Origin of the sequence: Nostoc sp. FACHB-110 (assembly GCF_014697425.1) — a bacterium.
Lineage (GTDB): Bacteria > Cyanobacteriota > Cyanobacteriia > Cyanobacteriales > Nostocaceae > Nostoc_B.
The window spans coordinates 59668-83303 of sequence record NZ_JACJRU010000021.1; the positions used below are offsets into that span (position 1 = coordinate 59668).

Genomic DNA, 23636 nt, shown 5'->3' on the forward strand with positions numbered 1-23636 from the left:
ACTTATCTTAAGGTATAACAAAATGAACCGCCTGTCATGTTAAAAAGCCTCCTAATTTCCTGAAAATTCGTATGGTAGGGATTATATTGTAGCGACCCTGAAGTTTGCTCAACAGTATGAATCGGGATAATTTCAACCACACTATTAGTGTAGGCGATCGCGTCAAAACCCGTGACAAGCTCTGGTGTCCAAGGTTCTTCGCACACCTGTATTTGCTGATGTTGCAGCCATTTGAGGATGGTTGAGCGCGTAATTCCGGGTAAAATCCCTACTTCTAAGGGCGGTGTCCACCAACGCTCATTTCGCCATCCCCAAAGATTACCCGTAGAAGTTTCTAACCAATTACCCGCAACATCAACTAAAATCGCTTCTTGGGCAGCTAAACTTTGTACACTAGCTTTAGCTAACCAAGCACTGAGATAATTCCCAGTTTTATGAGAAGGCAGGTTGCGCGAAAATTCCGATTCGGATATGGCACATTTGACCCCGTGTTGTTGTTTTTCGGCTAAATCTGGGGGTAAATTTCTGCCAATTATCCACTCTCTGCCATCGGGAAACAAGGCAATTCTCAAAACTGGGAAATGACTAGATAGGATTTGTGCGCCTTGATAGATTCTGTTCCAGTCTGGTTGCGACCAAGCAAAAGTTTGGATGCTGGAGTTGAGGCGATCGCAATGAGCCTGCCAGTTAGTTAAACTACTATCGAGAGAATTTTGATAAATCCGCAGTGTAGTAAACACCGTAGCCCCATAAAGCAAGCCCGGATCGTTAATATCTAATTCCAGCGTTTGGGACTGGATTAATTTGCCGTTATACCAATAAATAATTTTTACCTGCCTTATTTAGCCATCTGTGACTGAATATTTAACGCGATGATGGGATTTTTGTGATGGGTTGGGAATGATAGATATTGCATATAAACCTTAGATAATACTTATGGTAGATGCGATCGCTCAAAAATTGAATCAATTTTTCGCGGCTAGAAAAATGAAACGTTTCCTAAAACAACATCTCTGGTTGGGGCTAGTTTGTGGAATTTTAGTGTTTTTGCTGGTAGTCCATCCAGCACAGTCACAACAACCTGCAGCACAAACTACTCAACCACCATTAACTGTAGCAACCAGAGCCATTCCCCCGTTTGTATTTGTGGAAAAAAATGAACTCTCTGGTTTCAGTATTGAACTTTGGCGCAGTATTGCCAAGAACATAGATGCAGAATTTAAATTTGTTGAGTATCCTAACGTCGCTGATTTGCTATCAGCCGTTCAAAATGGCAAAGCTGACGCAGGTATAGCAGCCATCTCGATTACAGCAGAACGTCAGCAACAATTTGATTTTTCCTTACCCATGTTTACGGGGGGATTACAAATTTTAGTCCGTGACTCCAAAGGCAGTTCTGGTAGTACACCTAATATACTGTCATTATTTTTCTCGGCTGCGCTTTTACAAGTGATTGGCTTGGCTTTGTTGCTTATTGTCGTAGCGGCTCACATCATTTGGTTATCTGAACGTAATCACAAAGAAGGTATGATTCCTCAATCTTACTTTCCTGGGATTTTTAAAGCTGGTTGGTGGGCTGCGGCTACCTTAGCGACTCAAGCGGATGAAATGCCCAAAGGAGTTATTGGTCGTGTGTTAGCTATTATCTGGATGTTTATTGGCGTTTTGTTTGTTGCTTACTTTACAGCCGCCGCGACTACTTCTTTAACTGTGCAACAACTACAAGGAGATATTAATAGTGTCGATGATCTGCCCGGAAAGGTAGTGGCGACAACAACCGGTAGTACTGCTGCAACATACTTAAAAGAACACAAAATCTCAATTTTAGAAGTGCCAAAAATTGAGCAGGCTTATGAAGCTTTAGAAGCTAAAAAAGCTGATGCTGTTGTATTTGATGCTCCTGTACTTTTGTATTATGCAGCCAATCAAGGTCAAGGGAAAGTAGAAGTTGTGGGCAGTGTTTTCCGGGAAGAAAATTACGGTATTGTCTTACCCAATAATAGCCCCTACCGCAAATCTATCAATCGTGCTTTGCTCAAACTCAAAGAGGATGGCACTTATCAAGCGTTATATGATAAGTGGTTTAGTGTGAAAAAATCTTGAATTGGATATAGCAATCATATTTGATTGTTAAATTACTGGTGAAGTTAGGAAATGGGGAGTAGGAAGTGGATGTGTTCACAAACTTAATGTGAAACAGGATTACAGGCTTTTGTCACTTTCTCTCCTCTGGCCCTACACTAGGAATTTCGTAACCATTTGGATAACTAGGAATTGGAGAATCAATATAAAAATCTGATTGACTGCGAGGTGGAAATAAATGCATTAATTTGGCTCGCAATTTCAGCAAGTTGACCATTCTAGAACGTAACAATGGTGAAGGATGTTCAAACCCGAAAGCATCGAGCATTGTCTCATCAAGCAAAGCATAAATAATCGGTTTTAAAGGGTTTTGCATCCACGAAGGAAACCAACTCAAAAATAAAGCGAGGGTTGCTTCTCCGACACGACGATTAGCATCGCAATAGCGAAAGTTAGCGCGCTCGTAGTCTAGTTTATAGCTTTCTAACTGAGCGTAGGTTTCGGGAATATTTTGAATGTGCATCCGTTTACCTACTTCGCGCCAGAAATAAAAAGAAGCTAATTTTTCCTGTTCGCACATCTGTCGCCAACCAAAGTTAGCATTCCAGTGAATAGGATCGTAAATAAAAGTTGAAAGTACATATAAAAAGTCTGCGTTATCTATCTTAAAACGCCCGTGAATGGCATTCATCCGTTGCAATGCTTGTTTACCGCGATCGCTCTCATAACCCCACTTGACGATTTCCACAATAATAATCGATGTGTCGTCGTACCTTTTTTGCGGATACTGGTAAAATTCTTTCGTCTTATCTAATAGTTTAGCAATGCTGGGAACGCAGAAAGTACGCATTAAGGCCAATTCTAGCGATCGCTGCATTTCCCAAGGAAATTCATAACCCGACATCAGATAATAAATGCGGCTATGGTCTTGCACCGGGTCAAGTTGCTGAATTAAATTTAAGTTTTGATAGCGATTAGGAAACATCGGCATAAATGACAATGACTGTATCTATTGTTAATCATTGTCATCAGATTTGAATCTGATTATTTCACTAGCACTTAGGCATAAAAACGCAAAATCAACAGTTTGGGTACGGCTGTAAGGGTTTTAGAGATATACACCCTTACACCCCATTCCCTATTTTCAAGAAAATAAATACTGTTCAATAGATGGCTGTTGACGGCGCAGCGCAGTCATGGCTTGCTGTTGGATTTGACGAACTCTTTCTCGACTCACATTGAGCTTTTCGCCAATTTGAGCTAAACTTCGTTCTTGATTATCCAACAGTCCAAAGCGCAAAATTAAGACTTCGCGTTGCACAGGTTTGAGTGATGCTAATAAATCATTCAAATCTTGGCGCAGCAATTCTTGAGTAATTTGATCGTTTGGTGAGATGCTGTCATCGCTGAGGAGTTCACTCAGTTCTGTATCTTGGTTATCCCCAATCTTCATATCTAGAGAGACTGTTGCGCTAGCAGCAGACAGATATTCTCGAATCTGGCTAGGGTCTAAATCCAATTTTTGAGCAATTTCTGTGACATTTGGACGACGACCGAGGGTTTGCAACAATTCTCGTTGGGCTTTTTTAATTTGATTGAGCTTTTCGTTAACGTGAATTGGTAGCCTCACCGTGCGAGACTTTTCTGCGATCGCTCTGGTGATTGCTTGGCTAATCCACCAATAGGCGTAAGTTGATAATTTATAGCCTCGGTTAGGATCAAACTTTTCAATCCCTCTTTGTAAACCTATTGCTCCTTCTTGAACTAAATCTAAAAATTCTAGATTGCGACGCTGATATTTTTTAGCAATGGAAACCACCAATCGCAAGTTGGCTGTAATCATCTTTTGCTTGGCTCGTTGTCCTAGCTGCAAGATTTGATTGACTTCCAATTCGCTTTTATTGACAAAATTAGCTAATTCTGTTGTTGTTGGTTGGCGATTTAATTGTTGACTAAGCTGCTGTTTTTGCTCCTCAATGGCAATCATTTGTTGTACTTGTCTGCCATAAGTTATTTCTTGGTCGGAGGTTAATAAAGGGAACTGACCAATTTCTTGCAAATATACGCGTACCATGTCAGAACTCAGGCTGGACATACAACTTTCAAACTTCTCCAAAAATAGACGGACTTAAAAGTATAAATCAAATAGCCTTACAAAAAATATCTGCCAAAAATTGCCATCTTATGCTGTGGTAGCTAGTTTGAATACCTACACCCTCTCTCAAACCCTGGATTTTGTGTCTAATATCAAGTTCTGTGTAATTTAGTGATATTCCGGAAATCTATGCAGAAAGACACAACTCTTTTTCTCCCTGCACCGTATCTGACAGGTGTAGGTTTTTACCTTCTGCCCCAAAAACATTGATTTTGGGTGTAAGGGTTTGAGGGTGATGGTTTTGTCGTTTCTGTACAAATTTGTCGAATCACCACTGATTAGCCGGAAACGATATAAGATACTACGGTAATTCACAGGTTCAAAGATTGAACGGCTAAATCTTTCAGAGTGATTGTGAAATTACGCTGCTCTTCTGTAGCAATAAATGAAACGATCGCCTCACAAGTCACCGCCACAGTTAACATCACCAAATTTCGTGCTAAAGGATAGTCACAGACATCATCGTTCACATCAGAAGGGACGCGGTAAACGTCATTCCAAATGATTTCTGCATAATCAGCAGCTAACCCAGCGTGAATACAAGGAATGCTAAATTGATCAGCATAATCTTTCACCGCTTGGCGTGACACACTGTTATCAAAAACATCAACAATTAGCTGACTATCTTTGAGTAATTGATTGGTATTTTCTGATGTCAATTCTTTAGTTTTGGCATCAACTTTAGTACCAACTGCCCGATATAAATTATTAGCCAAAATTTTCGCTTTGAATGCACCGACATCAGCACGGTAGTAAGGTTGAGTCGAAAGGTTGCGTTCTTCAATGCGATCGCGGTCGATGATTGTCAGTTTATCAAAACCAGACCGCGCCAAGTTTTCTGCAATGTTAGCGCCTAATGCACCAGCACCACAAATTGTTACAGGATAATTTTTGAGTTTTGCCATAACAGCATTGCTGCGATAAAGCTGTTCGTGAAAAAATATGCTCATCACTACTCCTGCTGTTCCATAACAGCGACTAAAGATTGCAAATCGAAATCGCGATCGCGTCCACTCAGACAAATACCAGAACTAATCACCGTCAAATCAGTTTTTGCGATCGCACTACTGTGACGCACACCATCCGCAGTTGTCCAATCGACTGTCCAGTAATCACCCCTATCGTGAAATTGGTTTAAATCACCACCACCCATCTGCAAAGCTTTTTTCAATCGCTTTTCATCTTGTTTGGTTTGATCAAAACCCTCAATTCGCTTCGTTGCTAATTCATACACTGTGCGAATTTCTGGAGTCATGTCTTTAAACTGCAATTCCTCCACGGGAATCAGTTGCTTCACAGCAGATTGCAGAGTTTCTACAATTATTGGATCTGTACGGCGATCGATATCCTCAAACCAGCAAGATTCTCCATTCCAACGAGCGATAATTTGCTCAAATACTCCAGCCTCAGTTACTAAATGTACTGCGATCGGTTTTACTACTTGCGATCGTTGACGCATATCTACTTCATTCACCGGATATGCTAACCAAGTTTTTCCCTGTAATTGATGTGCTAACCGCAGCCTGATTTGGGGAAAATGTTGCAAATATTCTCCAATTTGGGGTAAGTCGGCTTCTTCAATAACCTTTGCTGTCTTCGTATCCAAAGGCTGAAAAATACCCCAACCTTCAAATTGACTCGGCTTTGGTATGAAGGTGTAAACCATCCCCGCAACCTTTGTGCGAACTCGTCCACCTTTGACACAAGGCGCGAGAAATTGAGTAGCAAATAACTCGGCTTCTGCATTAGCAATTTGGTTAATTAGCTGACGGATGTTAGTCATAGAGAAGGGTTATTTCAGGGTAATTACACAAGCTTTTTTGGTTAATTTAAGTATATAAAATAACATATTGTCTGCCTGAGCTAGTAGCCTTTAGACAATTCTTGTCACAGGGTGCAACAATGTTTTTACGTTTCGCATATATCGGTCTAACTTTGTTATCTATTGGCTTAACTTTTTATCTCAAAACTCAACTTGAAGCATTTCTACAAGCCAATACCGCAATTACCAATGAAAAATCCCTAGAAGAGTATAAAAAAATTGTGCGCCTTGATATGTACATAGTACTAACTCAAATAATCTTACTAGTTGGTGCATTTGGTAGTTGTATTGCTTCTATTTGGGTTCAAGGTTTCAAAGGAGCATTTTCATTATTTTTATTAGGCTTTGCTCTCAGTTTTACCAAACAAGTAGGCGAGTTAGAAGAAAAAGCACGCACTCTCAATTGTGGGACTACTGAACTAGAAAGCCAATACAAAAATATTTCTCATGTTTGGCGAAAAAAAGCTTTGCCTGATTTTTAGGTTTGATATTTCTCATCTCTCCTTTCCCCTCAATACTCTAAAAAAAGCATGACTACCGAAATACAACAGATATCCGAGTCACGAAAAAAATTAGCCTCTGCTTATCGTGCAGTTTACGCAATTGGTGTTTTAAGTACATTTTTCAGTGTAATCTTTTTTGTTGTAGGAAATCAGAATCCTGAGTTTTTGCTAGTAGGAATTGTTTGTTTATTTTTTGGGATACTTTATCTAGTGCTAGGTTTTTTAGTACAACGGAAATCAACAATTGCTCTAGCGATCGCAGTAGGACTTATGTCACTCAATGTATTAGCAGCTATTTACAATATGGTTCAAACAGGAAAACCATTTGGTCTAGCTATTCCCATGATATTTTTAAGTCAGACTGTAGAAGGATTTAAAGCAATACAAGTATTAAAATCCAAGACTTAAGGTTAAATTTAATTTTGTTAGTCAAGAGGTTTCAGCACCCCGCCTTGTTTTGAGAAGTCGGGGTTTTTAGTTCCTATAAATAATTAAAGATTACAATATAATCCCGCGTGCAAGTTGGTAGAGCATTGCGTTTTCTCAGTTACTAGAGGGACTCCACTGGTGAGTTGTTACACACTCTTTCAAAGATGGCTACTTTTAAGCCAACTTCCCAGCTTCTTCGCACTCCCCGTTCACAAACGCCCACTGCATTTGACAGTGTTACTTTTCCTCTCGTACTAGTATGTAGGCTCCAAGAGTCGGGTCACGCAGGATTCATATTACATCATACTACAAAAGTTCCCATAGATAGCAAGAAAGTTTTGTAGTAGAGCCTAGTCGTCTGAATATCAGTCATCCATATCATCAGCTTGGGTTAATGTTGATGCAAGTAAAATCCTAGAAAGTACAATATAAATGTATTATGATTCTCTTGACAAATAAAGTGATAACCAATATGACCCCCGAACAAATACTGGATAAATTGCAAGAATTAAATGCAGATGAACAAGAAAAAGTTTTAGCATTTATTGATTCACTTGAAAGCCAAAAGCATCAAATAAAACATAGTTATAAGTTAGGTATAAAATTAAGAGAAATTCGTCAAGAAATTATTGACTCTGGGCTTCCTTTGTTAACTGCGGAAGAAGCAGATAGAGAGAAAGCAGAACGTCGGGGTGGTTATGGAGAAGACCTCAGATGATTCGTACATTCATTGATGCTGGTGTTTTAATTTATGCTGCTCGTTCTCAAGGAGATATTGCTGAGAAAGCTTTACAAATTTTGGAGGATGAAAACCGAGAATTTGCTTCTAGTATTTTTCTGAAGTTAGAAGTATTGCCGAAAGCAATTTATAATCAGCAAAAAACTGAAGTTAAGTTTTATGAAGCCTTTTTTGATGAAGTTTCTTATTGGGCAAATGATATAAATTCAATTATTGAGATAGCTTATGAAGAATCAAGTAAATTTGGCGTGGGGGCAATGGACGCTTTACATATTGCATCTGCAATATCTGTAAAAGCAACTGAATTTATTACTAATGAAAAACCCGAAAAATCGATTCATCGTACTCAAAGCATTAAAATGATTTCTATTCATTCATAAGATGAGTGTAAGAGGTTATTTATAAAGTAAAAATAAAATTACTGTAGTGGACTGACTGCGGGAAGCAGCTAACACGTCTATGCGGTTCGTTAAAAAAATTGCTTGAAGTTATCAGGTGCGTCAAGTATAAACATAACGCACCCATTTTTCAGTCTACTTATCCTCACGCACAGGTAATGGCATATCTAAAATCTCCATTAGCAACTCTAAACGAGAGGGACGTGTTAACAGTGGAACAAGATTAGGCAAGCTGTAGTAGTCGCCAGCAAAGGTGAAAGTTTCTACAGGTGCTTGCTGTTGCTTGAGTTGAGTTTCTACCCAGTTGTAATAAGTACCAAGACGAACAATTACAACATTAGGCATCACTGCAAACTCTCGACAGTAAGTCTTGTAGGCTTCACTGAAGTAAGGTGTAGCATTTTCACCTTCATCTGTCACCAGAATAATTTGGTCAACTACCTGCTTTTTCTTCCGCATTGCTTCCAATGCACAACCGATACTCGTACCACCACCTGCATTGATGTGCTGGAAAGCACGTTCCCAATCTGTTAACTCTTTGCCTTTAGCGGTGACAGGGTAGGGAATGGTATCGAAGGCGTAGACAAACAATTCTGCTTGGGTGATACCAGAGATCAGCGCCGCAAGTTGCTTACCAAGAGCGATCGCATTATCCATTGAACCAGATTTGTCAATCAGCAAAGCGGTTGGACGGGCAATTGTCCCGCGTCGTTTCACCTGCTCGTTAGTGACTTTTTCTAGTCGCGCAACGGTATCTGCGTCGAAGTCTGCGGTGTCTGCGGCAATCTGGGCTTTGAATGCAGCCACACGCCCACTTTTAGATGCTTCTTCCAGCTTAGAATCAATCAGCTTTTTGACTTCTGGATGATCCATTGCACCCCGCGCCTGGAGTGACTTGAGGTTGTTGATCACTTCTTGGGGAGTCATGCTGTTGATTAACGCCACCAAGACAACTGGTGTAAGTTGTTTGATTGCACCGATCGCAATAGTATAAGGAATCTTAAATTCCACAATCAACCTTGCTTGTTCTGCGGTACTGTTTGCCTTAGCCAGTTGCTTCAGCACATTTGCTAAAGAACCTTCTGGCGGAGTGTCGCGGAACAAAATCGCATTTGCGCGTTCGTTTGGCTTGATGTGCAGAGACGCATACAAATGCTTCATTGCTTTACGTCCTCGCAGCGCCGCGCGATCGAATAAAACTGGATTGCTTTCTCTGGTTTTGAGGTAACGTCGCACCGCAGTCCGCGCTGAACGTGGCATTTTATTTTGCTGCTGCTTCATAAAATCGACAACACGAGCCACCTGATAAGGCGGAAACTCTTGCAGCATCATAAATCCAGCATCTCTGTGTTCAGTCAAATTGCTAGTTAGCAAATGAGCCACAAACACTTCCTTGTGGTCGCGGACATCACCATAACGTTGATACCAAACTGCCAAATGTCCGTAAAATATGGGGTCGAGTTCAACAATTAACTTATGAATTTCTGCAACTTGCTCAAGTTTGCGGTGAGGCGTTGTCAGCAAACTGTTGAGCATTTCTAAGCGCAAGTCGCGTTCTGTAGTATTCATAATACCTCCTCTAATTATGTTGCATCAGGAGGCAGTGTTGCACGCGGGGTGATATTGTCACCGCGCAAGTTTTAGAAGCATTTTTGTAACTGATTCAGAGTTATTTAATACCAATTTAAGAAAAGAATGCGACAGATAGAAATCAGGAAAGTCTTACTGGAGCTAGATTTCTTAATTGCGAATTGCGAATTGGTATAAGCTTCTGCGATCGGGGCGCGGCAACAACTGCCGATATTATGTTATTGGAGAGAAACAACAGCACCAGTTTCCTCTAGTTGCTGTTTGAGAGTTTCAGCCGCTTCTTGATTCAATCCCGACTGCACCACTTGAGGGAGAGAATCTACAAAATCTTTTGCTTCTTTGAGTCCCATTCCAGTTAGCGTACGGATGACCTTGAGTAAGGTAATCTTTTTTTCTGCCGGAACCGATACCAATAAAACATCAAATTCGGTCTGAATTTGCGGTTGAATTTCATCTTCATCTCGTTTACCAATCCGAACTAATTTCGGTGTGGAACTATCAACATTGAAGGTTGCTTCAATCTGCTTGACTAATTGAGTAGTTTCGTTGACAGTGAGAGACTTGAGTTGTTCTAAAATTTCTAAAGTTTTCACAGACATAGCAACCTCCAATGAGTTGCATTTAACTCATAATTTGTGATGAATAAAATCACTTCATGTAAGTCGAAAAAGCTGTTGATTCATACACAGGATTTGAACCTGTATTTGCTTGCTTTTAAGTCAAGTGCCTATTCCAATTCGGCTAGTATGTAGGCTTTTACGGTTAGGACACGAAGTGAAAAATTTTAAGTTTGAGAAAGTTGTTTTAAAATCCATCGGAGTTGTTTTTTATTACACTGTTGTTTTTTCACAGCGTAAACGTCACCGGCTAAATAATACCTATTCAGTACACCTTTAAAAATATCCTTTGTATAATCTTTTGGGTCAGGGGGAAAATCTTCAAAAGTAACGAGATACCATATATCGTTTATTTTTTGGTATTGATGATAATCATCAATGCTAATAACATCATTATTGCTTGGGTAATTCCACCTACGAGCTACTCGCCTTGCTACACAAAGAATCCCAGTTTCTGGATGAACATAGAAGCAATTGCGGTCAATCCCATCTAATTTAATTCCATACCACCGATAAGACTTCCCATACAAGACACCATCAATGATTTCTACGTGGCGTTCAACGACATCCCACAAGTGACCAATAACGTGTTGTCCTGTCATTGTGTTAGTCTTTAAACGTTGACAGAGTTTGCTATAAACATCATCCCAAGGTTGTCCAATATGAGAGCGCAAAAAGCGACGCAAAGGGCCAAGCTGATCTGAAGAATGCTTTGTTCTATGTCTGCGGTTAGTTTTAATTATGTAGGGATTGAATAACCCATATTCAGTTGCTTCTTGAGTGAGTTTATACAGTTGCTTTTTATAGCCTGTCTGCTTTTTTAGACTAATTCTTTTACCATGACGAGGACGTTCAATCACCACTTCGCTCAAACGATGTTCGCTCATAACTTATGTTCTTTAAAGATAGTTTTACTGATGGGGTTTTGTGGCTACATAAGTTATGGGACATCATGGAACTCACCTCTCTATGATTGAATTAATGTTTTAGTTAAATACAATTTCAATTATTGGAATTCCGCACAAGTTAGCAAAGCAGTTTTAACAATTGCCTTTACCATTTTGGCTACGCTCCCATTAGCGGGAGCGACAGGAATCGAACCTGTATATCCATTACTGGATAGTGTGTAGGCTTTACAAGTTAGGGTGCGGAATAAATTTTTAAATCTTCAACCGTAGACAGCTTCAGGACGCACAATCAAATCACCACTAGGGCGACGATCTACTATGTAAGCAGAAAGGCGATCGCTCTTGACATCTAAATGTCGCGCTACCTGTTCTTTGACTGTTACATCATTCATTCCTGCAACAATTCCTAGTTTTCTTTCTGCAACATCAACAGAACGTCCTTCAAATCGAATATGAACCATTGGCATCACCTCTTTTAAATTACAAATGAGTATTAGTGGATCTGATCGGAATTGAACCGATACCCTCCCTGTGAGAGTTGCACTCACTCCTCATGCAAGTTGAAAAAGCCGTGGTAACACACGCAGGAGTCGCACCTGCAACTTATCGTTTCCAAGCGATCGCTCTACTATTGAGCTAGTATGTAAGCTTTTTCTGTTAGGACACAAGTGGAATCCGGGAACTCTACCACTAGAGCTACAGACCCATGTTTTGATGATTGCAATGCTCTGATTGAAATCAAAGTCAATGCAAATGGAGCCGTCGGGAATCGTAGGCTTTGCCTTCCCGAAGGGTACACGACTCCTGCAACCGTCCGTTTGTTGGTTTCGGAGTCGCTTCTATATAGTTGTCAACATTCCCAAAGGATTTATTATTGATTTTTGAGTAGATGCCGATTTCATATTACAAATGTAATACGTCACTTACATGATGTCAAGGGGGTGGATAAAGTTACTGTAGTTAGGTTAATTTGGGAATTAGTTTATGATGTTGGGATGAAATCGCCCCCTGTTGTGCATTATCGCTGGTTAGTTTGAGTTAATCGCTGCTTTGGTTGTCTGATTACGACTTTTTGCCGCTTTCTTCTATGATCCAACGCCTGACCGATGTGCCAGCCAGCACCTAATCCAAACATTCCGGCACTAATGCCATACATTACAGTTTTACCAAATATCTGAACCCCGAAATACCCAATTGCGATCGCCGCTAATGTGCCGATGATACTTGCAATAATTAGTTGATTTCGTTTCGTCATGGAAATTTTTCCTGGTTATTCTAATTTCAATAATTTCGCTGTTAAGAGATCGCCCTTTTCCTGAACAATATGAACATTTAAGAACTTAAGACATTGAGTGTATAGTTATATTGTGTACATGATTACGGGCACGAGCCAACAGCGATCGCTTACCTATAACAATTTAATTTTGATAGATAGAGTGCTAGTAGGTGGATTTTCAGGTTTCGGTGGTTCGTTTTGTGACAATAAGTCACCAAAATCATAGATTGTGACTTGGGGCTGTGGTTCTACTTCGGATTGTAGTACAGGTTCTGGTGTAATTTGAGGGCTATCTAGACCCATAGCTTCTATTAAATATCGCTCCATCAGTATTACCTCCGTAATGATTTTCAGTATTATTCCCATTCCAACCCAGCATTTACACAAGCAATCCTTAAAACCCTGACCCACTTACTAGCATTTTCCCGCAACATAGGTTATTTCGCGCTTACCAGTTGTATTAATTGTTAAAGAAGGATTCAGGAGCCAGAATCAAGACACTCGAAGCCTCGCGCTCCGCTACGCTATCTGTTGGGGATTGAATGATAGGGCAAATTGATATGAATATGTCAATTATCGAAAATGGAGCGATCGCATAGGCACAAGCAAGTCTTAAATTGTAGTACCAAAATAAAATATTAAGTCTTATTTTAATTCTCCATCTTATATTCCTAGCTTATTTAGAATATAAAAAATCTTCCTCGCTCCAATGAGATTTATCTTAATACAGATTAATATTTATTAATTATTTTTAAATTAACTATCTATGGCTGAGATTGCGGCTTAACTGTCTTAACTGTCTTAAATGCTGAGGATATTTACTTGTTAACTGTCTTAACTGTCCTTGCACACACATTTGATTACTGATATATCTTTAGTGGCAAAAACAATTTCCGTTAGGAAAAATACTATGTCTACAAAAACATTCAAGACAGGGGATATCGTAGTACCATTCTTTGCTCGTTTCTTGGAAGCACAAGCAGAGGGTGAAGGGGAAGACACTCCTACTCCTCCTTCTTTCCCTTGGACTTTCAAGTATCCTTCAGACTTTGAAGACGCTTAAGTTCCGTCTTTTTCATCTGTAAGAGCAAGAATAACTGCTAGTCTTGGGTAGAAAATATATCTAAAGAATAATACTATGTGTACAAAAGCTGTCAAAGTAGTACCATTGGTAGCTAGGCTCTGGGTTTACCGAGTGGCTAAACATGATGGTATTATTTATGCTGCGCTTGGTGATACATAGAAATTTCCTCTTGAGGAGGATAAACCACTTTCCCTAGATTCTTAATCTTCATTAGATGATGACTATGAAGTTAGTGGTTATCCTGTAGAAATTCTACTTTTGGGAAGGCGATCGCTGTCATATTATCATATCCATACTATGGAGGCGATCGCCTTTGATCGCTAGATAATTTTAAAATTTACTGCTGAAAGTTTGGCGAAAAAATATTATAGGCTTCTGTCTTGATGATGCAGAGAATTGGCATCAGATAAATAATTAAATATGATCTACTGTTTATGACCGTTTTAATAGTTACATTTAGCCAAGATAACGAAAGCATTCCTTTAGTCATCAAAGAAGTTGAAGCTAGAGGAGAAAAAGCTTTTCGTTTTGATACAGACAGATATCCTACAGAAGTTAACTTAGATATTTATTCTAGCGATCGCGCGCAGGTAGTGATTACAGATGGTGAAAACAAGCTCGATTTGAGTGAAGTTTCATCTGTTTGGTATCGGCGGATGCGCTACGGGCAGAAAATCCCCAAATCGATGGATAAGCAATTGCGAGAGGCATCAATTCAAGAATGTCGTGCTACCGTCAGAGGGATGATTGCCAGTCTTGCCGGATTCCACTTCGATAAAATGTTCAATGTGGATCGAGCAAATAATAAGCAACTACAATTACAAATTGCTCGCCAAATCGGTCTCAAAACTCCTCTAACCCTAACTTCTAATCATCCAGCAGCAGTCAAACAATTTGCCAAAGAGTGTCCACAAGGCATAGTTACCAAAATGCTTTCTTCTTTTGCTATTTATGATGAGCAAGGGCGAGAAAATGTTGTGTTTACTACTCCAGTGACATCTGAGGATCTAGAGAACATGGAAGGGCTACGTTTTTGTCCAATGACATTTCAAGAAAACGTCCCTAAAGCCTTAGAATTACGTACAATTATTGTCGGACACCGCCTATTTACTGCGGCTGTAGACTCACAAAGCTTGGCAGGCTCTACCTTTGATTGGCGCAAAGAAGGAAAAGCCTTATCGGAAAATTGGCAACCATACAACTTGCCAGAAGATATAGAGAAACATCTGCTCAAACTTACGGCTGAATTGGGTTTACACTATGGAGCAATTGATATTATTGTCACCCCCGATGGTGAGTATGTATTCCTCGAAATTAATCCCGTCGGGGAATTTTTTTGGTTAGAGATATATTCACCCCATTATCCAATTTCGCAGGCGATCGCAGAAGTATTGTTGACCAACAAAGGTTAGTATGAACAATTGTATACAGATAAGTAATCAACTAGCACGTTGTCACGCCCTTTAATAGTAGTATTATTTTATTAGTTGTATCCAGTTTGACTTCTAAACTATCTGTAATCTCTGACAGATATTTTCCAGCAAACTATCAAGGGACTCAACAATTAAAGATAACCTGGATAAAAATTACTTGAGGATAAAAAAACAATTAAATATTATTGGCAAGAAAATTAATTTAGACATCACTATATTTTTAATATTTTATTGAGAAATTACTAACTACAAACTACGAGTTATTTGATTTGGAGTTGAAGATTTCGTGACCAACCAAATATATACACAAGCAGTTTTAACGTTTGATGGTATTGATGACTATATAGATTTTGGCAGAAATGATATTGGTGGCGTGTTTGCTCAAGGCAACTCGGCATTTACAGTTTCAGGATGGATAAATCCACATGAGCTAACAAATAAATCCACGAGTTACGGAACTCGCAATGTATTTTTTGCTCGTTCCTCAGAACGCTACAGCGATAACTTTGAATTTGGCATCAGTGAAACTGGCAGCCTAGATGTTTACATAGATGAAACCGTGAGCAAAGGCATCAAAACCTTTGGCAATGGAGAATTAACCGTAGGGCAATGGCACTTTTTTGCGATCGTTTTTGATAGTGGCCAAGTCACAGTTTATCTCGATCACAATGAATACAAAGATTCGCTGCGGGGTTCATCATTAAATAAAGCCACCAGTTCTGTAACCTTGGGGGCAACTGTACATAAACAAGTTTATTTCAAAGGGCAATTAGCAAACATTAGCGTTTGGAATTATCCCTGTACTCAAGAGCAAATACATAACCATCGTCGGGGATTAATTGCAGGTGATGAAGCCGGATTAATCGCTTATTGGAAATTAGATGATGGAGAAGGAAGCAGCGTCAAAAACCAAACAGGAAATTCTTTGAAAGGTAATTTTCGCGGTAATCCTACCTGGGATTTAGCACAAATTCCCTTTGCGACGAATCAAGATGAAACAGTCATTACCTTAACTAACGAAAACGAACCACCAGCAGAAAGTATCTCCACCCTCATTAGTGGCGAAGAGTCAGAGATTATCCCCAGTCTGATACCTCTTCCTCTTGTGCCGCAAATTGAAGAATCCACAACAGATTTATTAGCAACAACAGTACCCTTAGTCAGCAACGACGAAGAGCAAACAACAGAAAATCCCCAAACACCAACCGACAGCGAAGCATCTGATAATACTCCCGCCCTGGTAACTCTTCCATTACATGACGAGGAAAGCGAAAAAAACCAAACCGAAACCCCCGTCGATATCCTTCAAACACCAACATTCATTCAGGAGGAACAGCCAGCAACTATGAATACAGAAGCCCAGCCCAAATATAAAATCCTCTCCATTGATGGAGGCGGTATTCGGGGCATTATTCCCGCGTTACTCCTCGCCGAAATTGAAAGGCGAACACAAAAGCCAATATTTAGTTTGTTTGATTTAATTGCTGGCACTTCCAGTGGCGGTATTTTGGCCTTAGGACTAACTAAACCTCAATTAAATCAGCCGTCAGAGAATGAGCCTCAAGCTGCCTATTCTGCTGAGGATTTAGTACAGCTGTTTCTAGAATATGGCGTAGAAATATTTTATGAGCCATTGTTTGAAAGATTACTTGGCCCCATAGAAGATATATTTCTCCAACCCAAATATTCTTCTAACAGTAGAACAGACATTTTGAGTCAATATTTTGGCAACGCTTATCTGGAAAATAACCTCAAAGAAGTTTTTGTTCCTAGTTACGATCTCGAACAACGCATCCCGATATTTTTTACTAACAAACTAGAAAAGCAAGATATAGACTCTAAAAGTTTTCGCAAGTTAACTGGTGGTTTTACCCTCTTAGATGCCGCTTTAGCTACCACTGCCACTCCCACATATTTTGCACCTCACCGCATTGTCAATGCCCCGGGCAATAACAACTTATATACTTTAATTGATGGTGGAGTTTTTGCAAATAATCCCACCCATCTAGCTATTTTAGAAGCACAGCTAAGTAGCAAAAAAACAGCAAATAAAGTCCTCAATCCAGAAGATATCTTAGTAGTTTCTTTAGGTACAGGTTCGCTGACGAGTATTTACCTTTATAAGGAAGTGAAAAATTGGGGACTATTGCAATGGACAAGACCACTATTAAATATTGTGTTTGATGGTGGGAGTGAAGTAGTATCGGGACAATTAGAACGGTTGTTTGAACCGAGTGTTCAAGAAGCTAAAAGTTCTTATTATCGCTTTCAAACATTTCTAGATAGCGAACTCGAAGAGATAGATAATATCAAACTACAAAATACTCGTCAGCTACAAGCAATCGCCCATCGACTCATATCTGAAAAAAGTCAACAAATAGATGAATTATGTAGTCTGTTATTGGGCTAAATCAGATTTCTTATATATTGCACTAAATAACTAGTGCAACACATAAGATGTTTAATTTCTTTTCGCAAGAAATTAGTGATCACACTTTATCAAGATTGTAGGTAAGTACAATGGATGAACTCGTCAAAAAAATCGCTGGTTTAGGATTACCCGGCATTATTTTCATAATTGCAACAGCTTCATCAGGCGGTAGCGTGGCTGCTGTTGTGACTTTGCTTTCCTCCTTGGGTGGGCCTTTGGGTTTATTAGGTGGTTTAGGACTGCTGGGTTTGGTAGGTGTTCTCACCGAATATCTCGCTAGCTTTGGAATTGAAACAATTCTCAAACTAGTTTATGCAGAACGTAGCAAAACTGAATCTGTGAGATTTCTTCTCAAAGAAATTCAAGAGTTACCCGTTACAGATGACCTCAAACTCAAGCTCAAACATCACATTAGCCCAGTAGTTGTGAGTGAAACTGAAGAAGGAGCATCACCAAAAACCATTGAAATTGTCGAAGAAGAACCAGTAACTTAGTACATTGAATTTGGTGAATATGTAGGAGTGAAATGGCCTCTGAGTCTCATCTCTCAAAGGCCATTTCCTAATTTATCCAACAGAATACATACGTCAGCAGCCAGAATTCACCAGATGAATTCTGAGCGAAGCCGCGGATGAATAACTGGGTTGAAACCACTACCAAGTTTTCAATTTACTTAAGTGATTTATTCTGAATTCTGCTTCAAAGTCTATTTTTTATATCAAAGAACGACTACATTTTGAGAATATGCAAACTTCATCTGTACGGGAGCCAAAAATCATTAATCCTTTTTCAGCTTTTACTCAGTTTTGGCAGGATGTAAAAGTAGTCGCTCAACCATATTGGTATCCAACAAAAGCAGAAGGTAGAGTATTTTCTGAGGTGATTAGTTCCTGGGGAATGCTGATTCTTTTTTTGTTGCTGATAGTGGGAATTGTTGGGATTAATGCGGCAAATAGTTACTGGAATCGTTATGTAGTTGATATTGTCATTGAAGAAAGAGACCTAGCTAAATATAACAGTACTTTATGGATATCTTCTTTAATTGTTGTAGTACTGGTGATATTAGTCACTACTTTAAAATATGTCAGAAAAAAGTTAGCTCTTGATTGGTATAAGTGGCTGAGTAATCATATTTTAGGAAAATATTTTAGCAATCAAGCTTATTATAAAATTAATTTTAGTTCTACTATTGATAATCCAGACCAACGTATAGCTCAAGAAATCGAGCCAATTGCTACTAGTGCTGTTAGATTTTCAGGTGCTTTTATCGAAAAGTTTCTCGAAATAGGCAGTTCGCTATTAATTTTGTGGACGATTTCTTCAGAAATTGCAATTTATTTAGTTATATATACAATTGTCGGAAATTTAATAGCGGTTTTCTTAAATCAACAAATAGCCAAGGTAAATCAAGAAGAAATTCAATTTAAGGCGGATTTTTCCTATTGCATGACTCATGTACGCAATCATGCTGAATCGATTGCCTTTTTTCAGGGAGAAAAAGAAGAACAGAATATAATTCAGCGTCGTTTTAATAATGTGATTAAAGGTGCAGAACGGCGCATGAGTTGGGAAAGAGGTCAAGACGCTTTTGGTAGAGCATATCAGTCTGCTATTGGTGTCTTTTCGATGTTCATGCTGACACCTTTATTTATTCAAGATCAAATTGATTATGGAGAAATTAATCAAGTTAGTGTAGCTTGTTTTATGTTTTCTAACGCTTTGGGAGAACTTATATCTGAACTAAGTGCTTCCGGGCGATTTTCGAGTTATGTCAAACGTTTAGCAGAGTTTTCTGATGCTTTAGAAGCTGTTAGCAAACAACCAGAAAAAGTAAATACCATTAAAGTTATAGAAGAAGGGCGTTTAGCCTTTGAAGATTTGACTTTAAAAACGCCAAATTACGAACAAACAATTGTTGAAGATTTAACCCTTGATGTGCAATCAGGTGAAGGTTTATTGATTGTTGGCCCTAGTGGTAGAGGAAAAAGTTCTCTGCTTAGAGCTATTGCCGGATTGTGGAATGCTGGAACTGGTAGTCTGGTGCGTCCGCCATTAGAAGAAGTCTTATTCTTACCCCAACGTCCTTACATCATTTTGGGTACTTTACGCGAACAGTTACTTTATCCGCATACAGACCGCAAAATGAGCGATCGCGAACTAGAACAAATTCTACAACAAGTCAACCTTCAACACTTGCTTACCCGTGTCAAAAGCTTTGATACAGAAGTAGCTTGGGAAAATATTTTATCTTTAGGTGAACAACAAAGGCTCGCTTTTGCCAGACTCTTAATTACCCATCCGAGTTTTACTATCTTAGACGAAGCGACAAGTGCTTTAGATTTAAACAACGAAGGTAATTTATATCAACAACTACAAGCCACAAAGACAACTTTTATTAGTGTTGGTCATCGAGAAAGCTTATTTAATTATCATCAATGGGTGTTAGAGCTTTCACAAGAATCTAGCTGGCAACTTGTTTCGATTCAAGAATATCGCCGAAAAAAAGCCATTGCTCATCAGCTACCGCAAATTGACCAAGTAACAATTGATATTGCTCCGCAGTTAGAGCCAGAATCAGCCATAAATCTAGCGGAAAATGTTGGGCTATCGCACAAAGAACTCCAACCGTTAACTGACTATTCTCTAACCACAATTAGAACCAAAGCTAGTCAAGGAAAGCCAATAATTACCAAAGATAAAGTCACCTATCACTATAATAAAAACCCTAATATTTTGAAATGGATGAGAGAAGGCGACTCACAAATTAGTCACTTAAACACCAATGCTAGAGCATGAAAAAACTGATTACCCAGCGATTATATTTAATTCCTTTTCAACGAGAAATAGTAGAAATTGCTATTTTAGGCAATACTGAACTAGGCGCATTTTTGAATGTGGATGTTTTGCCTGATTGGCACGATTTAGAGTTTCTCAGAAGTTTGCCATTTATTGCGGATATTTTGCGGAATTATCCTTTACAAAACGAATGGGGATGGGGAAGTTTAATTATTCAGCAAGCCGAAAAAGCCTTAATTGGTCATGTGATGGTGAAAATCATTCCTGATAGTACAGGTTCACCAACAGGTTCTTTGGAAATTGGTTACTACATAGCTCCGTCACATCGCCAACAAGGATATGCTTTTGAAGCGACAAAAGCTGTGGTAGATTGGGCATTATCTCAACCTAATGTCCACAGCGTGACTGCAGGTTGCGATCGCACAAATCTAGCTTCCCAAAGGTTACTCGCAAAACTTGGTATGGAACTGGTAGAATCGCGGAAAAAGATATTAATTTGGCAATTGGGAAAAACAGCCACAGTCAAGTAAATTTATCTGCTTTTTGACCAAATTTAAAGTATTTTTAGGGGTAAGATTTTAGCAGCTACTATATATTGAATAACCAGTGATGTTAGCTAGAAAGCAACAACTAATTATTTATGAATCAGTCACGATTTATGAGAAGAACTATAAATTTCCGATTTTAAAAAATCCCAAATTTAAAAAAATTCAAAAAAAAATTCAAAAATGTCAAACTCTGATTCAAACAGGTACTAAATCTCATACTTACTTTTGGGGAATCATTAAAAGAAAACAAGAAATTAGCCAAGGCGAAATCTTAGCAGCAGTAAAATTTTTAACTAAAGACTATATTCAACTGATAGATTGTTTAGAAAGTTATAAAGATAGTTATCAAGATTTTCTAGTAAAATTTATCGATGACTGGAAAAATCTATATAACCAAAAATATCGAGAAATCATTAATATCAATGAAGAAAGAAGTCAGCTAGAATTAAAAAATATCCGGAATCCGCAAATAATTGCGAAATTAAAAACAGAAAAAGCAGAAAATTTAAAATCTATTCTTTTATTAAGTAATACAAATTTTCTAATTTTAGAAAAAGTTAAATTACTGAGTGAAGGCATTAAACACTTAGCTCAAGATACGAAAACTCAAAAGCAAGCTATCCAGCGAATTGTTAAAGATATAGAAGTATATCAAGAAATATATGAATATCAAATTAAAGCAACCAAGATTCGTCAAGAAATAGCAAAAATTGCCGAAACAGCGATTAATTTAGAGCATTCCTTACAAGATTACTTTAGTCCGTTTCAGTCTTTAATCGACGAGGTAGTTAAAGTAGACGCAGATTTTTATGCTACCGTAGGCGAAATTCACAATTTAGCTAGTAGTACTTTAAATTCTCCAACCAATGTATTGTCAATTTCCGATAATAATCCAGTATCTCAGAATTTGCTCAATTTATTAGTAGCTAGTTATGAAAAAAAAGCAAGATTAGAAGATGCTTTTTGGCAAACACAATTATTAGATTGGCAAGTTGCCGCAGCTGATTTTAGTCAAGATGAAATAACCTTAAATCAAGCTATTTGTTTAATCTCTGATTATATGTCTACTCAACTATTAGCGCAAAAAAAGGTGCTAGGTATAGTAGAAACAGAGGTTGTGACAACTGCTGTCTCACCTGTTGCCCAAATAGCATTAGTAGAACCAATAAATCATGCTATTGAGATTACGCCAGAATTGCAATCTAGCCATAATATCGATTACAGTAAATTGCAAAATTTACTTGCACATCAGCAATGGCAAGCCGCAGATATTGAAACCGCAAGATTAATTTTACAAGTTCTAGGTAAGAATTATTGGCATGAAGTTTATCGAGAAGATATTCTCAACTTTCCTTGTCAAGCTTTTGATCAAATTGACCAATTTTGGCAACAATACAGTCATGGCTATTTTGGCTTGAGTGTGCAACAAAGTATTTGGCAGGAAATAGGCGGACAGGTAGATTATGAAACAGAAAAGATACTTGGCGATCGCCTGGGTTGGCGTAAAGCAGGAAAATGGTTAAACTACAATCAACTTAGCTTTAAATTGTCACCCGCCACACCATTAGGACACCTACCAGCCAAATGGTTACACTATGACAAAGACCCAGAAATTTTTCCTTTAGCACCTAATGATTCATTTGTAGAACCTATGTCAATGGCTGCTTGGCGGGTTGAGTCATGGTTAATCTGGCAAATGCACCTGTTTTTTACTCGCATCAAAACTTGCAACACACATTTGCCATAAGTTAATCACAGAAAATTGATTGATAGTCTGATATCGAGATAGAAATTTTGCTGCTGGGAAAATGGCGATTTAATACAACACTCCCGAACTGAAAAATTAAAATAAATTTATTTTTATGAATTAATTTATACATATTTAAAAATTTATTTTAGTTAATTGTCTTATCTTTCTCAACTTATTTGCTTAACTGTCTTATCTGTCCTTGTATATTTGCCAAAATTCCCCGAAAATGCCTCGATAGAAGAAATTATGATTGCACTCAAATATTGAGGCAATCAATATATCTGTGGAGGTATAAAAATGGATCTGGAAAACATATCTCAAATTTCTAAACGAGATTTAGAAATAATTCAACTACATCAGTTTCAACAACCCATCTTTTGTTGCAACGTGACAGCAATTGCTTATGCCTTAACAGCATTGGGCTACCTAACCACTGTTGATGAGATTTTTTATGTCACCCAATTGCCCATCGCATCGGTTTTAGATGATGGTATGACACTCGCCGAAACTTACGATACCTGCAAAATCTACATAGAAAGAAAAAAACTCCCTCTAGGCATTCGGATGGAGCATTTTGATAAACCGAGTATGACATTCGAGGCCTTTATTCGTGAGGTTGAAGTTGCTGTCTCGAATGAAGCTGATGTTCATATCTTAAACTTCAATACTCGGATTGCCCACGAAAACCCCAGTTTGGAAGGTGGTCACTTCTCCCTTTTGGCAGACTATGACCCTGAGACCCAAGAAGTCACCATTGCAGATACAAACCCCAAACGATATACCCGGTTTTGGCAATGCCCAATTCAGCGTTTATACGCCGCTTGCGTGGATAAAGACTCCTCTTCAAATCGCTCTCGGGGTATGATTGTGCTACGTAGATTAGAGAAAGCAAATCTAGCAGCTAATGGCGTAACTCATCCATCAGAAATTGCTTTAAATGCTCTCCATGCGGAAAACAGCTAAGTGTTGACTAAAACAATCCCAGGACTTACGTATTAAAACGAAAAATCAAGGGTTTGGAGAAGGGGGCAAGGGGTAGGGGTGTATGTATCCAAAACCCATGAACCCCACACCC

At 38.7% G+C, this 23636-nt stretch carries 24 protein-coding genes and 1 tRNA gene; 13 read left to right on the forward strand and 12 right to left on the reverse strand.

Annotated features, from left to right (window positions below; all coding sequences use genetic code 11):
• Positions 1–2: 2 nt before the first annotated feature.
• Positions 3–824, reverse strand: coding sequence for an aminotransferase class IV (locus tag H6G69_RS19170; protein WP_190690780.1), 822 nt, complete (start codon positions 822–824; stop codon positions 3–5).
• Between the two features lie 112 nt (positions 825–936).
• Between H6G69_RS19170 and H6G69_RS19175 the strand changes: the two genes are divergently transcribed.
• Entirely contained in the window at positions 937–2103 is a 1167-nt protein-coding gene (locus H6G69_RS19175; protein ID WP_190690737.1) for a transporter substrate-binding domain-containing protein, read from the forward strand.
• 112 nt (positions 2104–2215) lie between these two features.
• On the opposite strand, the gene H6G69_RS19180 is transcribed toward H6G69_RS19175, so the two are convergent.
• From H6G69_RS19180 to H6G69_RS19195, 4 genes are all read right to left on the reverse strand, one after another.
• Positions 2216–3073, reverse strand: coding sequence for an oxygenase MpaB family protein (locus tag H6G69_RS19180; protein WP_242072114.1), 858 nt, complete (start codon positions 3071–3073; stop codon positions 2216–2218).
• Between the two features lie 153 nt (positions 3074–3226).
• The gene (locus H6G69_RS19185) at positions 3227–4177 is read right to left on the reverse strand and encodes an RpoD/SigA family RNA polymerase sigma factor (RefSeq protein WP_190690739.1); all 951 of its coding nucleotides are present in this window, start codon (positions 4175–4177) and stop codon (positions 3227–3229) included.
• Between the two features lie 371 nt (positions 4178–4548).
• Positions 4549–5187 (reverse strand): ThiF family adenylyltransferase, encoded by a 639-nt coding sequence (locus H6G69_RS19190; protein WP_190690740.1) that lies wholly within the window; start codon positions 5185–5187, stop codon positions 4549–4551.
• Positions 5188–5189: 2 nt separating this feature from the next.
• A complete protein-coding gene (locus H6G69_RS19195) occupies positions 5190–6020 on the reverse strand; it encodes a hypothetical protein (protein WP_190690741.1) in 831 nt (276 codons plus the stop codon).
• A gap of 119 nt (positions 6021–6139) precedes the next feature.
• Between H6G69_RS19195 and H6G69_RS19200 the strand changes: the two genes are divergently transcribed.
• The 4 genes from H6G69_RS19200 to H6G69_RS19215 all read left to right on the forward strand — a co-directional run bounded on the left by H6G69_RS19200 (position 6140) and on the right by H6G69_RS19215 (position 8110).
• Positions 6140–6541, forward strand: a complete 402-nt coding sequence (locus tag H6G69_RS19200) for a hypothetical protein (RefSeq protein WP_190690742.1) — start codon at positions 6140–6142, stop codon at positions 6539–6541.
• Positions 6542–6589: 48 nt separating this feature from the next.
• Positions 6590–6970 (forward strand): hypothetical protein, encoded by a 381-nt coding sequence (locus H6G69_RS19205; RefSeq protein WP_190690743.1) that lies wholly within the window; start codon positions 6590–6592, stop codon positions 6968–6970.
• A gap of 493 nt (positions 6971–7463) precedes the next feature.
• Positions 7464–7709 carry a hypothetical protein gene (locus H6G69_RS19210; protein ID WP_190690744.1) on the forward strand — a complete coding sequence of 82 codons (246 nt, stop codon included), beginning with the start codon at positions 7464–7466 and terminating at the stop codon, positions 7707–7709.
• Positions 7706–8110: a PIN domain-containing protein gene (locus H6G69_RS19215; protein WP_190690745.1), complete on the forward strand. Its 405-nt coding sequence runs from the start codon at positions 7706–7708 to the stop codon at positions 8108–8110. Before H6G69_RS19210 ends, H6G69_RS19215 begins: the two co-directional genes overlap by 4 nt.
• Before the next feature lie 153 nt (positions 8111–8263).
• Here the strand turns inward: H6G69_RS19215 and H6G69_RS19220 are convergent, their stop codons facing one another.
• From H6G69_RS19220 to H6G69_RS19250, 7 genes are all read right to left on the reverse strand, one after another.
• Entirely contained in the window at positions 8264–9697 is a 1434-nt protein-coding gene (locus tag H6G69_RS19220; protein WP_190690746.1) for a vWA domain-containing protein, read from the reverse strand.
• Positions 9698–9936: 239 nt separating this feature from the next.
• A complete protein-coding gene (rplL, locus tag H6G69_RS19225) occupies positions 9937–10317 on the reverse strand; it encodes a 50S ribosomal protein L7/L12 (RefSeq protein ID WP_190690747.1) in 381 nt (126 codons plus the stop codon).
• 81 nt (positions 10318–10398) lie between these two features.
• Positions 10399–10469 (reverse strand) — tRNA-Leu (locus tag H6G69_RS19230).
• Between the two features lie 33 nt (positions 10470–10502).
• Positions 10503–11222 carry a hypothetical protein gene (locus H6G69_RS19235; protein WP_190690748.1) on the reverse strand — a complete coding sequence of 240 codons (720 nt, stop codon included), beginning with the start codon at positions 11220–11222 and terminating at the stop codon, positions 10503–10505.
• A 281-nt stretch (positions 11223–11503) separates the two neighbouring features.
• On the reverse strand, positions 11504–11704 hold the full coding sequence (locus tag H6G69_RS19240) for a hypothetical protein (RefSeq protein ID WP_190690749.1): 201 nt from the start codon (positions 11702–11704) through the stop codon (positions 11504–11506).
• A 557-nt stretch (positions 11705–12261) separates the two neighbouring features.
• On the reverse strand, positions 12262–12498 hold the full coding sequence (locus H6G69_RS19245) for a hypothetical protein (RefSeq protein WP_190690750.1): 237 nt from the start codon (positions 12496–12498) through the stop codon (positions 12262–12264).
• Positions 12499–12651: 153 nt separating this feature from the next.
• Positions 12652–12846 carry a hypothetical protein gene (locus H6G69_RS19250; RefSeq protein ID WP_190690751.1) on the reverse strand — a complete coding sequence of 65 codons (195 nt, stop codon included), beginning with the start codon at positions 12844–12846 and terminating at the stop codon, positions 12652–12654.
• 583 nt (positions 12847–13429) lie between these two features.
• Between H6G69_RS19250 and H6G69_RS19255 the strand changes: the two genes are divergently transcribed.
• From H6G69_RS19255 to H6G69_RS19290, 8 genes are all read left to right on the forward strand, one after another.
• Positions 13430–13582 (forward strand): microviridin/marinostatin family tricyclic proteinase inhibitor, encoded by a 153-nt coding sequence (locus H6G69_RS19255; protein WP_190690752.1) that lies wholly within the window; start codon positions 13430–13432, stop codon positions 13580–13582.
• Between the two features lie 455 nt (positions 13583–14037).
• The gene (locus H6G69_RS19260; protein WP_190690753.1) at positions 14038–15015 is read left to right on the forward strand and encodes an MvdD family ATP-grasp ribosomal peptide maturase; all 978 of its coding nucleotides are present in this window, start codon (positions 14038–14040) and stop codon (positions 15013–15015) included.
• Positions 15016–15322: 307 nt separating this feature from the next.
• Positions 15323–17446 (forward strand): patatin-like phospholipase family protein, encoded by a 2124-nt coding sequence (locus H6G69_RS19265; RefSeq protein ID WP_190690754.1) that lies wholly within the window; start codon positions 15323–15325, stop codon positions 17444–17446.
• Positions 17447–17556: 110 nt separating this feature from the next.
• Entirely contained in the window at positions 17557–17961 is a 405-nt protein-coding gene (locus tag H6G69_RS19270; protein WP_190690755.1) for a hypothetical protein, read from the forward strand.
• A gap of 250 nt (positions 17962–18211) precedes the next feature.
• Positions 18212–20263: an ABC transporter ATP-binding protein/permease gene (locus H6G69_RS19275; protein WP_190690756.1), complete on the forward strand. Its 2052-nt coding sequence runs from the start codon at positions 18212–18214 to the stop codon at positions 20261–20263.
• Positions 20260–20793, forward strand: coding sequence for a GNAT family N-acetyltransferase (locus H6G69_RS19280; protein WP_190690757.1), 534 nt, complete (start codon positions 20260–20262; stop codon positions 20791–20793). Before H6G69_RS19275 ends, H6G69_RS19280 begins: the two co-directional genes overlap by 4 nt.
• Before the next feature lie 79 nt (positions 20794–20872).
• Positions 20873–22558: a GUN4 domain-containing protein gene (locus H6G69_RS19285; RefSeq protein ID WP_190690758.1), complete on the forward strand. Its 1686-nt coding sequence runs from the start codon at positions 20873–20875 to the stop codon at positions 22556–22558.
• A gap of 300 nt (positions 22559–22858) precedes the next feature.
• Positions 22859–23524, forward strand: a complete 666-nt coding sequence (locus H6G69_RS19290) for a phytochelatin synthase family protein (RefSeq protein WP_190690759.1) — start codon at positions 22859–22861, stop codon at positions 23522–23524.
• The last annotated feature ends 112 nt before the right edge of the window (positions 23525–23636 follow it).

Coding starts and splice junctions, on each gene's coding strand:
- H6G69_RS19175 (WP_190690737.1), top strand. CDS start 937: ATGGTAGATGCGATCGCTCAAAAATTGAATCAATTTTTCGCGGCTAGA.
- H6G69_RS19180 (WP_242072114.1), bottom strand. CDS start 3,073: ATGCCGATGTTTCCTAATCGCTATCAAAACTTAAATTTAATTCAGCAA.
- H6G69_RS19185 (WP_190690739.1), bottom strand. CDS start 4,177: ATGTCCAGCCTGAGTTCTGACATGGTACGCGTATATTTGCAAGAAATT.
- H6G69_RS19190 (WP_190690740.1), bottom strand. CDS start 5,187: ATGAGCATATTTTTTCACGAACAGCTTTATCGCAGCAATGCTGTTATG.
- H6G69_RS19195 (WP_190690741.1), bottom strand. CDS start 6,020: ATGACTAACATCCGTCAGCTAATTAACCAAATTGCTAATGCAGAAGCC.
- H6G69_RS19200 (WP_190690742.1), top strand. CDS start 6,140: ATGTTTTTACGTTTCGCATATATCGGTCTAACTTTGTTATCTATTGGC.
- H6G69_RS19205 (WP_190690743.1), top strand. CDS start 6,590: ATGACTACCGAAATACAACAGATATCCGAGTCACGAAAAAAATTAGCC.
- H6G69_RS19210 (WP_190690744.1), top strand. CDS start 7,464: ATGACCCCCGAACAAATACTGGATAAATTGCAAGAATTAAATGCAGAT.
- H6G69_RS19215 (WP_190690745.1), top strand. CDS start 7,706: ATGATTCGTACATTCATTGATGCTGGTGTTTTAATTTATGCTGCTCGT.
- H6G69_RS19220 (WP_190690746.1), bottom strand. CDS start 9,697: ATGAATACTACAGAACGCGACTTGCGCTTAGAAATGCTCAACAGTTTG.
- rplL (WP_190690747.1), bottom strand. CDS start 10,317: ATGTCTGTGAAAACTTTAGAAATTTTAGAACAACTCAAGTCTCTCACT.
- H6G69_RS19235 (WP_190690748.1), bottom strand. CDS start 11,222: ATGAGCGAACATCGTTTGAGCGAAGTGGTGATTGAACGTCCTCGTCAT.
- H6G69_RS19240 (WP_190690749.1), bottom strand. CDS start 11,704: ATGGTTCATATTCGATTTGAAGGACGTTCTGTTGATGTTGCAGAAAGA.
- H6G69_RS19245 (WP_190690750.1), bottom strand. CDS start 12,498: ATGACGAAACGAAATCAACTAATTATTGCAAGTATCATCGGCACATTA.
- H6G69_RS19250 (WP_190690751.1), bottom strand. CDS start 12,846: ATGGAGCGATATTTAATAGAAGCTATGGGTCTAGATAGCCCTCAAATT.
- H6G69_RS19255 (WP_190690752.1), top strand. CDS start 13,430: ATGTCTACAAAAACATTCAAGACAGGGGATATCGTAGTACCATTCTTT.
- H6G69_RS19260 (WP_190690753.1), top strand. CDS start 14,038: ATGACCGTTTTAATAGTTACATTTAGCCAAGATAACGAAAGCATTCCT.
- H6G69_RS19270 (WP_190690755.1), top strand. CDS start 17,557: ATGGATGAACTCGTCAAAAAAATCGCTGGTTTAGGATTACCCGGCATT.
- H6G69_RS19275 (WP_190690756.1), top strand. CDS start 18,212: ATGCAAACTTCATCTGTACGGGAGCCAAAAATCATTAATCCTTTTTCA.
- H6G69_RS19280 (WP_190690757.1), top strand. CDS start 20,260: ATGAAAAAACTGATTACCCAGCGATTATATTTAATTCCTTTTCAACGA.
- H6G69_RS19285 (WP_190690758.1), top strand. CDS start 20,873: ATGTTAGCTAGAAAGCAACAACTAATTATTTATGAATCAGTCACGATT.
- H6G69_RS19290 (WP_190690759.1), top strand. CDS start 22,859: ATGGATCTGGAAAACATATCTCAAATTTCTAAACGAGATTTAGAAATA.